Annotated in this window: 10 protein-coding genes and 1 pseudogene; 8 read left to right on the forward strand and 3 right to left on the reverse strand. The window is 57.7% G+C overall.

Features of this window, described 5'->3' with window-relative positions; translation table 11 throughout:
• Positions 1-145 precede the first annotated feature (145 nt).
• Entirely contained in the window at positions 146-1,207 is a 1,062-nt protein-coding gene (locus tag ACQZ5H_RS25845; RefSeq protein WP_449099358.1) for an aldo/keto reductase, read from the reverse strand.
• 342 nt (positions 1,208-1,549) lie between these two features.
• Between ACQZ5H_RS25845 and ACQZ5H_RS25850 the strand changes: the two genes are divergently transcribed.
• The 5 genes from ACQZ5H_RS25850 (at position 1,550) to ACQZ5H_RS25870 (ending at position 7,212) form a co-directional block, all read left to right on the forward strand.
• Positions 1,550-2,557, forward strand: coding sequence for an ABC transporter permease (locus tag ACQZ5H_RS25850; protein ID WP_449099359.1), 1,008 nt, complete (start codon positions 1,550-1,552; stop codon positions 2,555-2,557).
• A 64-nt stretch (positions 2,558-2,621) separates the two neighbouring features.
• On the forward strand, positions 2,622-3,566 hold the full coding sequence (locus ACQZ5H_RS25855) for a sugar-binding protein (protein ID WP_449099360.1): 945 nt from the start codon (positions 2,622-2,624) through the stop codon (positions 3,564-3,566).
• 80 nt (positions 3,567-3,646) lie between these two features.
• Positions 3,647-5,149, forward strand: a complete 1,503-nt coding sequence (locus ACQZ5H_RS25860; RefSeq protein WP_449099361.1) for a sugar ABC transporter ATP-binding protein — start codon at positions 3,647-3,649, stop codon at positions 5,147-5,149.
• A 33-nt stretch (positions 5,150-5,182) separates the two neighbouring features.
• A complete protein-coding gene (locus ACQZ5H_RS25865; protein WP_449099362.1) occupies positions 5,183-6,073 on the forward strand; it encodes an NAD-dependent epimerase/dehydratase family protein in 891 nt (296 codons plus the stop codon).
• 113 nt (positions 6,074-6,186) lie between these two features.
• A complete protein-coding gene (locus ACQZ5H_RS25870) occupies positions 6,187-7,212 on the forward strand; it encodes a LacI family DNA-binding transcriptional regulator (RefSeq protein ID WP_449099363.1) in 1,026 nt (341 codons plus the stop codon).
• Positions 7,213-7,393: 181 nt separating this feature from the next.
• Here ACQZ5H_RS25870 and ACQZ5H_RS25875 read toward each other — a convergent pair.
• Positions 7,394-8,572 (reverse strand): annotated as a pseudogene (locus ACQZ5H_RS25875) (amidohydrolase family protein); the annotation flags it as partial.
• Between ACQZ5H_RS25875 and ACQZ5H_RS25880 the strand changes: the two are divergent.
• Complete coding sequence (locus ACQZ5H_RS25880; protein WP_449099364.1) at positions 8,544-9,620, forward strand: FAD-binding protein; 1,077 nt, start codon at positions 8,544-8,546, stop codon at positions 9,618-9,620. The pseudogene ACQZ5H_RS25875 and the gene ACQZ5H_RS25880 sit on opposite strands and share 29 nt — an antisense overlap.
• 128 nt (positions 9,621-9,748) lie before the next feature.
• Here the strand turns inward: ACQZ5H_RS25880 and ACQZ5H_RS25885 are convergent, their stop codons facing one another.
• Complete coding sequence (locus ACQZ5H_RS25885) at positions 9,749-10,303, reverse strand: recombinase family protein (protein ID WP_092938736.1); 555 nt, start codon at positions 10,301-10,303, stop codon at positions 9,749-9,751.
• Positions 10,304-10,600: 297 nt separating this feature from the next.
• Between ACQZ5H_RS25885 and ACQZ5H_RS25890 the strand changes: the two genes are divergently transcribed.
• Positions 10,601-10,807: a type II toxin-antitoxin system Phd/YefM family antitoxin gene (locus ACQZ5H_RS25890; protein WP_449099365.1), complete on the forward strand. Its 207-nt coding sequence runs from the start codon at positions 10,601-10,603 to the stop codon at positions 10,805-10,807.
• Complete coding sequence (locus ACQZ5H_RS25895) at positions 10,804-13,692, forward strand: SNF2-related protein (RefSeq protein ID WP_449099366.1); 2,889 nt, start codon at positions 10,804-10,806, stop codon at positions 13,690-13,692. The genes ACQZ5H_RS25890 and ACQZ5H_RS25895 overlap by 4 nt, the downstream gene beginning before the upstream one ends.
• Positions 13,693-13,729: the final 37 nt, after the last annotated feature.

The following is a 13,729-nucleotide window of genomic DNA, read 5'->3' on the forward strand; positions in this document are numbered from 1 at the left end:
TAAATTGAAAAAATCGGTCTTGCGTGCTGGTAGGCAACGCGGTAACAGCGCTGCGCGTTCAAATGAACGCGCAGGCGAGGCTACAAGACCTTAAAATGATGCATGTTCGTCAAGCCCTATCGAATCCGAGAGAGCTTGACCTGTATCAGACCTTGCCGACGTCCCTGTAATTGGCATGCAGCGCCCAATCGGCGTCTGAAAAACGCTCGGCTGCGAAATTGTGCTGGTGCCAATAGGGATAGATATAGGGCGGGCGGCTGACCTGATTGAGCCGTTCGATTTCTTCCGAGCTCAGCGTAAGATCGACGGCGGCAATATTCTGCTCGAACTGTTCAGTGCTGGTTCCGCCAACGATCAGCGAACTGACGGCAGGGCGCGTCAGTGCCCATGCCAGTGCCACTTGGCCGGCTGTTGCGCCTCGGTCCTGCGCAACTGAATCAAGAACATCGACGATATCCCAAAGCCGCTCGCGGTCACGAATCGGCGGTTCGCTCCATCCGCGGGCAAAGCGCGTGCCTTCCGGCGATTTGTTGCGATTGTACTTGCCGGTCAAGAGGCCCGACGCCAACGGGCTCCAGACCATGACGCCCAAGCCTTGGTCGACTGAGATCGGCAACAATTCGTATTCGGCCTCGCGCGCCTCCAAAGTGTAATGAATTTGCTGGGTTACAAAGCGCTCGCTGTTCGATTTGTCCGCGGCCGACAGCGCTTTCATGATGTGCCAGCCCGAGAAATTCGAGCAGCCGACATAGCGCACCTTGCCTTGCCGAACCAGTGTGTCGAGGGCGGAAACCATCTCCTCGACCGGCGTCGTGCCGTCCCATTCGTGGACGAAATAGACGTCAATATGGTCGGTCTTCAGCCGGCGCAGGCTGTTTTCGCATTCCCTGATCAGATGATAGCGCGAAATGCCCTCGTCATTCGGGCCGTCGCCCATCTTCATGCGCACCTTTGAGGTCAGGACGACCCGTTGGCGATTGGACCCCAGCGCTTCTCCGACGATTTCTTCAGACAGTCCCCGTGAATACATGTTGGCGGTGTCGAAGAGGTTGACGCCGCGCTCCACGCAGACATCGATCAATCGCTTGGCCGCGGTGACATCCTGCTGGGCAATCATGCCGAAATCGCCTTTGCCTCCGAAGGAGAAGGTTCCCATGCCAATTTCGGAGACCTTCAGCCCCGATCGTCCGAGTGTCCTGTATTTCATAGTCAGCGTCCCTAAAACCGTTATGCGGTGAATCCTGAATTGGACCGTCCCGTCGGCGGTCTTATAGACGTATGAAAACGCTGCCGCAATAATCAGTCGTTCCTTTTATGATCACGAGGCAGGCAAAATCAAACGATATTTCCTATCTAAACTATTGATAATAAGCAAAATAGTTCAGAATGTTGCCGTTCATTTGAAAAAATCCGACAACGTCCCGATTGACATTCTGAGATTTTGCAATCATGAAATGACAACGCTGCCACAAAAGAGTTGTCCGAGGCTTTATGGACGGGCGCAGCTGTGACGAGCCGTAGCGACTGGGTTGTCACCGAGGAGGAGAGAATGGCTGTGGTGGAACAAAACAAATCGATGCCCGCGAGTGGATCGTGGCTGACAACCGAATTGAAGGCGCTTTTCCAGATTCGGGAATTTAACGTTCTTCTCGCCCTGGTTGCAGTCGGCATCGGCATCAGCATGTTCACGCCGTACTTTTTCACGACCGACAACCTTATGGGCGTTTTCCGGGCCTTCTCACTGACGGCGATCATGAGCATTGGAATGGTTCTGGTCATCATCACCGGCGGAATTGACCTTTCGGTCGGTTCTGCCATGGGGCTTTCCTCGCTGATAACGGCGCTGTGCTTCGCCGCCAATCTGCCAATGCCGGTCGCCATTGCCGCCGGTCTTTTTGTTGGTCTGCTTTTCGGCCTGACGAACGGCGTGCTGATCACCGTGATCGGGCTGCCGCCATTCATCGCTACCCTCGGCACGCTCAGCATTGGCCGCGGCATGATGTACATGATCACGCATGGTGTTCCCGTCACCCCTGACACGCCGGACAGCTTTGCAGTTCTTGGGCAGGGTTATATCGGGCTGGTGCCGGTGCCGGTCGTCATCATGCTGGTCCTCATGGTGGCTTTTGCCATCATAATGCGACGCACCCGTTTCGGGCGCTACATCTATGCGACGGGCGGAAACGAAAATGCAGCGCGTTTGAGCGGCGTCAAAGTCAACGCCATCAAGCTTTCGGTCTATATGATCTCGTCGACGATTGCCGCACTTGCCGGCGTCATCGGCTTTTCACGTTACCTGTCGGCTGAACCGGCTTCCGGGTTCGGGTCCGAGCTTGACGTGATCGCGGCCGCAGCGATCGGTGGGGCGAGCCTGTCAGGCGGCATCGGCAGCGTCTCCGGCGCGGTCATCGGTGCGGCTTTGGTCGGCGTCATCGGCAACGGCGTCGTTCTTTTGAACATCAACACCTATGCGCAACAGGCAATCACCGGCGGCGTCATTCTGATCGCGGTGAGCATGGACGTTCTGCGCAACAAATTCTTCGGTGGCCGCGCCTGAACCAATGGTCGCCCGAAGTGTATTGGAACCGGGCCCGATTGGCCCATAAACGGAGGAGAATGGCATGAATTTCTTGAAGAATTCTGTTGCGGCAGCCCTGCTGGGTGCGGCGACCGTGGTCATGGCGGGAGGAGCGCTCGCCAAGGATCTGGCCAACATTACTGTCGCTGTTGTGCCGAAGGTTGCAGTTCCGTTTTTTGACGACTGCAATACCGGCGCCCAGAAGGAGGCACAGGCGCTCGGTGTCAAGTATCAGTGGGTTGTTCCGCAGAATACGCAGGGTTCCACCCAGGTCAAGATCATTGAAGACTTGATGGCACGCCATGTTGACGGCATTGCGATCTCGGTCAACGAGCCGAAGTCGGTAGAAGGTGTTATCAAGCGGGCCGTCAAGGCGGGTATCAAGGTTCTGACCTTTGACAGCGACAGCGCCAACAGCGGCCGCAGTATGTATATCGGTACGATCAACGAGCAGGCTGGCGTGACGATGGGCGAATCAATGGCCAAAGCCATCGCCGACGAAGGCAAGGTTGCCATTGTGACCGGTCAGCTCGGCGCGTCCAACCTCAATGAGCGCATCGCCGGCGTGAAGAAGGCGCTTGCCAAGTATCCGAAGATCAAGATCGTCGCGACCGAAGGCACGGAAGACGATCTGGCCAAGGGTGTATCGGTCACTGAGGCAATTCTGCGCGCAAATCCCGATCTCAAGGGCGTGTTCGGCATCAGCCAGGTCGGTGGCCCGGCCGTAGCCAAGGTTCTGGCAGAAAAGGAATTTGCCGATCGTAAGGGTAAGCTCGCCGTATTCGCATTCGACGATCTTCCCGACACCATCAAGGGTGTCAAGGATGGCATGATCACCGGCATCATGGTCCAGCGCCCGGTCACGATGGGCAAGCTCGCCGTCGAGCACCTGGTCGCCCAGATCACCGGCAAGGAAGAGCATCCGAAGGACATCGACACGGGCGTTACCGTCGTCAATGCTTCCAACCTCGGAAGCTACACCAAGTAAAATGCGAGAAGGGGGATGCGAAGCCGGATCCATGCGGTCAGGGCCGCATCCCCGATTTATCCAGCCGCGGAGGAAGTCGCGTGACCGCGTTTCTTGAAATGCGCAATATTTCGAAGGCGTTTCCGGGCGTAAAGGCGCTCGACAATGTCGAACTCACGCTCGAGCGCGGTGAAATTCACGTTTTGGCGGGTGAGAACGGCGCCGGCAAATCAACGCTGATGAAGGTCATGACGGGCGTTTATCGGGCGGATCACGGCGGCGAAATACGCATCGACGGGCAGCTTGTCTCGATCCGCAATCCCCTGCATGCACGCGATCTCGGAATCACGATCATCTATCAGGAACTCTCGGTTCTCGATAATCTGACCATTGCCGAAAACATTTTTCTGGCGCGCGAACCACTGACCTCGGCCGGGCTTATCGACAGCCGCAAGATGGTGGCGGATGCTAGAGACGTTCTCGCCGAGCTTGATTTCAAGATCGATCCTGCGACACGGGTCGGCACATTGAGCGTCGGTCAGAAGCAGCTCGTCGAGATCGCGCGTGCCATTTCCTACAAATCGCAGATCATCGTGATGGACGAGCCGACCGCGTCGTTGAGCCATCACGAGGCCACGGTTCTGCTCGGGCTGGTCAAGAAGCTCGCCGCACAGGGAATCGGGGTCGTCTATATTTCCCACAAACTCGACGAGATTTTCGAGATCGCCGACAGGATCACGGTGTTGCGCGACGGCCAAACCGTCGACACGCGCCCGGCAAGCGAGATGACCCGCGATCTTCTGGTGCGCAAGATGGTCGACCGCGAAATGTCACAACTGTTCGGCCGTGAGGAAAGCTACGTCAGGCCCGACGTGATGATGGAAGTCCGCAATCTTTCAATGTCGCGACGCGATGAACATGGCGCCGGTGTCGAGAATGTCAATTTCACGCTGCACAAGGGCGAAATCCTCGGCTTTTTCGGCCTCGTCGGAGCCGGGCGCACAGAGATCATGGAAATGATTTTCGGGTGCCGACCGTCGAAGGGAGAAATCTGGATTGAGGGAAGGAAGGCCGCGATCCACGCGCCAGCCGACGCCATCAAGGCGGGCATTGGCTTTGTAACCGAAGACCGAAAGGAACAGGGCCTGGTGCTCGGCATGACTGTGCGCGAGAATTTCAGTCTGACGCATCTGGCCGACTACTGCCGGTTCGATTTCGTGGACCGTGGCCGCGAACGCACGCGGTGTGGGGAATTCATCAAGACCCTCGGCATCAAGACGCCCGGAACCGAGCAGAAGGTCGTCAATCTTTCCGGCGGCAACCAGCAGAAGGTTGTGATCGCCAAATGGGTGGCGCGCCGGCCCAGGGTATTGATTGTCGACGAGCCGACCCGCGGTATCGACATTGGCGCCAAGGCCGAAGTGCATGCCTTGCTAAATCGGCTCGCAAGCGAGGGTGTTTCGGTTGTCGTCGTTTCGTCCGACCTGCCCGAAGCGTTGGCGATTTCGGACCGTCTGATCGTTCTCAAGCAAGGACGCATCACCGGCGATTTCGACCGGAGCGAGGCCACGCAGGAAAAAGTGATGCTGGCGGCAACCGGCTGACATATTTCAAGATCAACAGTAAAGGAGTTTGCCATGGGCAAGAGAATTATGTTCACGGGCGGTAGCGGCAAGGCCGGCAAGCATGTCGTGAACTATCTGGTTGAACAGGGGCATCAGGTTCTCAACATCGATACGAAGCCGCTCGACAATCCCAAGGTCCGCACGCTGATCACGGACATTACCGATAGCGGACAGGTCTTCAACGCCTTTTCGAGCTACATGGGTCTGCATGAGTTCGATCCATCGCTTCGTGCCCAGCCGGTCGATGCGGTAGTCCATTTCGCCGCTATTCCGCGTATCATGATCACCCCGGACAACGAGGTTTTCCGTATCAATACGATGGGGACCTACAATGTCATAGAAGCGGCGGTGAAGCTTGGGATCAAGAAGGTTATTATAGCTTCGTCGGAAACGACCTATGGCCTGGTCTTTGCCAACGAGCCGCGCAGCCCCGTCTATTTCCCGCTCGACGAAGAGTATCCCGTCGATCCGATGGACAGCTACGCGCTGTCAAAGATCTGCAATGAAAAGACGGCGCAGGCTTTCGCATTGCGCAGCGGCATCGACATCTATCCCATCCGCATCGGCAATGTCATTGAGCCGCACGAGTACGAGCTTTTTCCAAAATGGTTTGCAGATCCCGGCTTCCGCAAGCGTATCGCATGGAGCTACATCGATGCGCGCGACCTGGGTCAGATCGTTCATCTCGGCGTGGAGCGCGACGGCCTCGGCTTCCAGATCTTCAACGCCGCCAATGACGAGACATCTTCCGACCTGCCGAGCCGCGAACTGGTTGACCGCTTCTATCCCGGGACGCCGATCAAGGGCGAAATAGGGGAGTTTGAAACACTTCTGTCGAACCGCAAGACGCGCGAGGTTCTAGGCTTCAGGCCGCAGCACAGCTGGCGCAAATATGTGAAGTAGACAAGGGCTCGGCATCCTCCAAAGGCGCAACATTGGATGCCCGCCGTGCGCGGGCGTCCTGCACTTGGCATTGGAGTGTTTCACCGCTATCACACGGTGAAGGTGAGAAATCGATGCATCAAAAGAAACGACTGCCATCCAAGAAGGCCAAGGTAACCGTTCGCGACGTTGCATCGCGGGCCGGCGTCGGTGAATCGACGGTTTCGCGCATCATGCGAAACAAGGGACCGGTTGCCGAGGAAACGCGTGCGCGGGTGATGGAAGCCGTGCAGGAAACCGGATACGTGCCGAATCGAATTGCCGGATCGCTTGCCTCGCTCGATTCTCGGCTTATTGGCGTGATCGTTCCGTCGCTCTCCAACATCGTCTTTCCTGAAGTTCTGCAGGGCGTGAATGCCGCACTCAAGGGCACTGACTATCAGCCTGTCATCAGTATCACCGACTATGATAAGGACGTGGAGGAAAACACCGTGCGCGGTCTTTTATCCTGGAAACCGGCGGTTATCCTGATCGCCGGCTTCGACCATACCCGCGCCACCACGCGCATGCTTGAAGAAAGCGGCGTGCGGGTGGTTGAAATGATGGATATCGATAGCACGCCTATCGATATCGCGGTCGGCATGTCCCATCGCGGTGCCGGCTATGAAACAGGGCGGCACCTCATTCAAAAGGGTTATCAGCGGTTCGGCTATGTCGGGCATGACTGGAAGGCCGACCGGCGAGCCCGGTTACGCTATGAGGGATTGAGCGATGCCCTGAGGGAAGCAGGTCTGGGCATTATGGCGCATGCAATTGACGACCGTCCGAGTTCGATAGGGCTGGGCAAGGAACTGACTGCCAAGTTATGCAGTTTGCCCGGCCAAGCGGATGTTGTCATCTATTCGAACGACGACATGGCCGTCGGCGGCGTCTTTCATTGCTTGGAAGCTGGCATAAAAATCCCCGATGAAATGGCAATCTTCGGATTCAACGGGCTCGACATCGGACGTGCTCTGCCTCTTCCGCTTTCGACCGTAAGGTCCAATCGGTTTATGATTGGCAAGATTTCCATTGAAAAGGCGTTCGAAAGCGATGAGCGCGGTAAAGAGCCAGTGCGCATTGATACAGGCTTTGAGATTTTCGAAGGCGCGACTGCTTAGGGTTCCATCGCTCATCCTTTCGCCTTCCAAAAGACGCACAACAAAGCGTATACGCTCATCCATCACCGAAGTCTCTCTCCACGGCATCAACACCTCCCCGAAACGGAAAGTGTTACCCATTTCTCCGGTGCAAAAACGTCACCCATGTCTCAGGTCGGAAATCGTTACTAGCGCGATGGACCTAATAGCTGTCGTTCAAACCGGATTTCACGCCATTTGCGTCGCTTGCTCTAAGGTTGGAGATTGAGCGGCGCTGGTATCTGCCTTGAGCTTTATCCACGAGAACGCCCCGCTGTGTTATGGTCCTGCCGCGCGCCAAAAGGCGCACCGGCCAGCCTTTCACGTCCAGCCCCTCATAAGGCGTGTAATCGGCTCCGTGAGGGAGCATATGGTTGGTCAGCGTCACCTTTGCTGCCGGGTCCCAAAGCGCGATGTCGGCGTCTGACCCGATCGCAATTGTCCCCTTCTGCGGATAGAGCCCGTAGAGCTTGGGGTGGCGACCCCCGGTATACCGTTCGGAATCCATCGGAAATGCCGCTTGCCCTTTTCGTTCAACTTGCCCTCGAGATCATCGAAGCGGAAAGGGCAGTGATCGGAGGAGAAGAGTTCGAAACACACGCTGCTCAATGCCTTCCCAGCAGGCATCCTGGCTTGCCTTGTCGCGTGGGGGCGGCGAGCAAACATATTTGGCGTCCTCTAGCCCCTCCAGATCGAGGTCGTCGGCAGTCAGCATTAAATATTGCGGGCAGGTTTCGCCAGCGATCTTCTGGCCGCGTTGGCGGGCGCGGCGGATCTCTTCCATTGCCTCGCGGTTGGATACATGGACGATGACAATGGGAACGTCGACGATTTCGGCGAGCGAGAGGGCGCGGTGGGTCGCTTCCCGTTCAGCGGCGATGGGCCGGGTCGAAGCGTGGTATTTTGGCGCAAACTTGCCGCCTTCCTCGTGCCGACCGACCAGGTAGCGAATCGCGTCTTCATTCTCGCAATGAACCATAACGAGTGCGCCCGTGCGCCGCGCCGTATCCGGAGTCGCCAAAATTTCGTCGTCACGGAGCCGCAAGCCCTCATACGTCATGAAGACCTTCAGCGACGTGTAGCCGTCCTCGACGAGCGCAGGCAATTCTTGGCCCAGCACTTCGGCGGTCGGGTCGGTGATGACGAGATGGAAGTACACGTCGACATGGCACTTGCCCTCCGCCTTGGCGTGATAGACTTTCAGCGCCTCGCGCAGAGACTGGCCCTTCTCCTGCATGCAGAATGAGAGAACCGTGCTATTGCCGCCGATCGCGGCCGATTGAGTCCCGCTGTCGAAGTCATCCGCCATCACGATGCCTTCTCCAGAGGGCTGGTCGAGATGCTACAAGCGCGGGACGCGGCTTGTCGTGGGCAATGCGCTTGCCGCCCGGCTGTTTTACAGCCTGCGCCGCAACAAGGTGCCGGTTTTCTTTGAGACAGGGCTTGCCGAACTCATCATGGAAAATGGCGCCGTCGTCGGCGCCGTGGTCCAAGGTCCTTCCGGCCGGCGCACGATCCGGGCGCGCCGTGGCGTCGTTTTGGCAACCGGAGGGATCGCGCATAACCGGGAACTGCGCGCTCGCCTGTTTCCGGAAGCCGCCAGGCCGCATTCGCTGGCGCCCGAAGGCAATACGGGCGACGGTGCACGGATCGCCGAACAGGTCGGCGCAGTCGTCGACGAGGGTCATGACAGCGCGGCGCTGTGGATGCCGACATCGATCCTGAAGCATCCGGACGGCTCAACGTCGCGCTGGCCGCATATCATTCTGGACCGGGCAAAGCCCGGACTTCTCGCCGTGAACAAGGCCGGCAAACGTTTCGTCAACGAGGCCAACTCCTACCATGATTTCGTGATGGGCATGCTGGAAAGTAACAAAACGGTGCCGACGGTGCCGGCTTACCTGATCTGCGATGCGAGCTTCATGAAGGATTACGGCGTCGGTCTGGTCTTTCCCGGCGCGCGCGCTTTGCGACAGATGGTTAAGGCCGGCTATGCCATCGAAGCAAAGACGCTTGACGAACTCGCGCAGAAGATCGGCGTGGATGCGACCGGCCTTGCGTTCGGCCGCGGCTCCACCGTGGTGAACAGGTTCAACGGCGACGCCAGCAACAAGCCCAACCCCTGCCTTCGTCCAGTCGGGCCAGGCCCGTTCTATGCTGTCGCGGTGTGGCCTGCCGACCTCGCCAGCTCCGGCGGATTGCGTGGCGACACGAATGGCCATGTTCTGAACGAGGAAGGGCGGCCCATTCCGGGGCTTTATGCCTGCGGTAACGACATGACTTCGATTTTTCGCGGCACCTATCCGGGACCTGGAACAACCCTCGGACCGGCCATCGTCTTCGGCTGGCGGATTGCCCGCTTTCTCGCCGCTCACGAGCCGGTGCAGTAACGGCGTATCATGCACTCCGCCGCCAGCTCCGCCGGGTTCCATAATTCTGATTATGCAATATGTTATATCAGAACATATTAACGATGCGGTGTAGATGCGACGCCTTGCTGGGGCGATGTCGCCCGCGACTAGGAGGATGCGACTTCTCTAAGCGCACGATACACGCTCGCCCGGCCTATGCTCAGCCTCTTTGCAATATCTGTTGGCCCGATTCCTTCGGATCTAAGACGGCAGATCTCGGCAACATCGACGTGGGGCTTCCTTCCTTTATAGACCCCTCTGTGCTTGGCAGCAGCGATGCCTTCCATCTGTCGCTCTCTGCGAAGGTTCGTCTCGAACTCAGCAAACACGCCGAGCATATCAAGGAAAGCTTTGCCGGCCGCTGAGCTGGTGTCGATCGGCTGTTCGGTCGCTTTTAGCGTCACCCCTTTTTGCTTGAGCAGCCGTACGATGTCCTGCAGATCCCCAACTGACCGCGCTAACCGATCGACCCGCGTCACGACCAGGCTGTCTCCGTCGCGCATGAATTCCAGGAGCGTATTGAGCTCCTTCCGATCCTGTTTGGTCGATCCAGATTTCTTTTCCGCCCGGATGACCGTGCACCCGGCCTCCTTCAGAGCCGCCTCTTGAATAGCAAGATCCTGATCGATCGTGCTGACCCGCGCATACCCGTAAACAGCCATGAAACGTCTCAATAGGTTCTAGACCTTCAATGAGTAGCGTCTCATAAAAGCAAAATCAACCCAAATGATACACTGATTGGCGTCTCACCGAGGTTGTCTCAAGAGGTATACCCTAAAGAGGCGAGGTAGGTCCTGCGCTCGTTGCCGTTCAGTTGACGATGCCCGGTGTCTCGGCTGTCTGCGGACGTCGATCAGCGTACGATTGCAGACCGAACCGCGACGAACGTGGATAAGCAAAGCGCGGGGTTCCGGCTGCAACTAAAATAGCTATAATGGCTCCAATTCTAGGGGCTAACAATGCAACGTATCTCGGCACGTGAAGCGAAGAACGGGTTCGGGCGCCTAATCGACATGGCGCGTGCGGAGCCCGTCACAATCGAAAAACATGGGCGAGCGGTCGTGGTTGTGATCGCGTTCGAAGAATATGAACGCTTAGTCGGACATGAGGACGCGAAAGGACGAGACGTGAAGCTTGTGGGCCGTCCGGCGAAAGGTGAGCAATGACGCTCACTGCTTACCACGCAAAATATTTCGCCCACGATCTGACCCGCCGAGCCGTCAATGGTTTGGATCGGCTTTCGATGTCGCTCTTCGACGCAGCTGTCGATCTGAACCCTCACCAGATCGAGGCGGCTTTGTTCGCGCTTGAATCGCCTCTTTCAAAGGGCGTCTTGCTCGCTGACGAGGTCGGCCTGGGGAAGACGATCGAGGCGGGAATTGTCCTCTGCCAATTTTGGGCCGAGCGAAAGCGTCGGCTGCTGGTAATCTGCCCGGCTTCGCTCAGGAAGCAATGGGCCTTGGAGCTTTCCGAGAAGTTCAATCTTCCGTCCCGGGTTCTAGATGCGAAGACCTATCGGGATGAACTCCGGCTCGGCCGTGCGCCACTGAACGAGAAGGGTGTTCTCATCGTCTCGTTCAATTATGCCAGTGCTTTGCGTGATGAGATCAAAGCAATTGCATGGGACCTGGTTGTCATCGATGAGGCCCATAAGCTCCGTAACGCCTACCGTCCCAGCAACAAGGTCGGTCAGAGTATCCGCTGGGCCACAGAGGACTGCCGGAAACTGCTGTTGACGGCGACGCCGCTACAGAACTCGCTGGTTGAGCTCTATGGGCTCTCGACGCTCATCGATGATCACCTGTTCGGCGACATCAATGCGTTCCGAGCGCGTTATGCCAGCGCCGGAAGCAGCATGACCGACTTGCGACAACGGCTTGCGACGTTCTGCAAAAGGACGCTGCGCAACCAGGTCGTTGAATACGTTCGTTATACCGAGCGGCGTGCCATCACGCGCCCCTTCACATCGAGCGACGCCGAACATTCGTTATATGAGGCGGTTTCAGCCTTCTTGCAGCGCCCCAACAGCTACGCACTCCCACAGCGCCAGAGACACCTTACGGCTCTTATCCTGAGGAAGTTGCTGGCCTCGTCGTCGCTGGCCATCGCCGGCACGCTCGACACCTTGCGCGCGAGATTGGAAACGCTCCGCGACGAGCAGATCAAGGATGATCCGGAATTTGCCGAACGGCTTATCGAAGCAGAAGAGATCGAAGACGAGCTGCTCGACGACATCCTCGCAGATGACGCCGATAAAGATCCATCCGAACCCGTCGCCGGGCCGATCGACCGTGCGAAGCTGAAGGAAGAAATCGAACTCTTGGAACGCCTGAGTGCGCGGGCGCGGAGTATTCCTGTCGACACGAAGACCGAGACGCTTCTCAAGGCTTTGGACATTGGCTTTGCGCAGATGGCTGAAACAGGCGCTGCGAGGAAAGCCGTCCTTTTCACCGAATCCCGCAGGACGCAGGACTACCTCAAGAGCTTCCTGGAAAGCCACGGCTACAAGGACAAGGTCGTCGTCTTCAATGGGACCAACACCAGTCCGGAAGCGACGCAGATCTATGAATCCTGGCTTGCAAAGAACAGGCTAACCGGCCGCTCCTCGGGTTCGCGCGCTATTGACGTGCGCGCCGCATTGGTCGAGCACTTTCGCGATAGTGCGACGATCCTGCTCGCGACCGAGGCAGCAGCCGAGGGCATAAACCTTCAGTTCTGCTCGCTAGTCGTCAACTACGATTTGCCCTGGAACCCGCAGAGGATCGAACAACGAATCGGCCGATGCCATCGCTATGGGCAGAAGCACGACGTCGTCGTGATCAATTTCCTAAACGAGCGCAACGAGGCTGATCGCCGTGTCCTCGAACTTCTCGGCGAGAAGTTCAACCTCTTCAATGGTGTATTCGGTGCATCGGACGACGTGCTGGGCAGTATCGAATCCGGTGTCGATTTCGAGAAGCGCATCTTGGCGATCTATCAGGAATGCCGGACCTCGGGCGAGATCGAAGCGGCATTCCAGAAACTCCAGGCGGAGATGGACGAGAGCATCCGTGCCCGCATGGATGATACGCGCCGCAAGCTCTTCGAGCGTTTTGATGACGATGTTCACCAGCGGCTGCGAATTCGGCTTGCCGACGCTAAAGCTCAGCTCGACCGGGTCGGCCAGCGCTTCTGGTCGCTGACGCGATTCATTCTGGCGGATCGTGCCCGCTTCGATGATGATGCGCTTGCGTTCGATCTCACGGTCCCGCCGAGCCCCGAGATTTCGCCGGGCCGATATCATCTCATTTCGAAATCTCAGCCGGAGCCCGGACATGATCGGAGCGAGGAACCGAGCCGTTTCCTCTATCGCCTGTCGCACCCTCTCGGAGAAAAGGTGGTTCAAGGCGGAAAATCTCTCGAAGCGCCCACGGCCGTCATCACTTTCGACGTCACGAACCACGCCACGCGCCTCCACGTCGTCGAAGCACTCCGCGGCAAATCCGGCCATCTCGTTCTGACGCGGTTGAAGATCGAGTCATATGAGCGGGAGGAGTATCTCCTGTTTTCCGGCGTTGACGACGATGGCGCGATGCTGGATCAGGAAACCATGGAGAAGCTGTTTGGCTGCTCGGGCCACGTCGATGCGTTGATAGACATCCCCGACGCGGTCGCCAGCCGGCTTCAGGCTGAAGCGCAGCGCCATGCCAAGGCGACGATCAGCCTCTCTCTTGAGCAGAACAGCGCCCACTTCAATCAGGCGCGCGATAAGCTCGAAAAATGGGCTGACGACATGGTGCTTTCGGCCGAAAAGGCGCTGGCCGACACTAAAGAGCAGATCAAGGTGCTGCGCCGCCAGGCGCGCCAGGCCGTGACGCTTGAGGAGCAGCACTCTATCCAGGAGAAAATCCAGAAGCTAGAACGCCAGCAGCGCCGTCAGCGGCAGGACATTTTTACGGTGGAAGACGAGATCGTAGAGAAGCGGGATATGTTGATCGACCAGCTTGAGCGCCGGCTCGCCCAGCGGACAGAGACCGAAGATCTTTTCACCATCCGCTGGCGGGTCGTTTGATCCGCCGCGAATGCAATTTGAACAAGAGATGAGACGC

The sequence above is a fragment of the Rhizobium sp. 21-4511-3d genome (genome assembly GCF_053522545.1).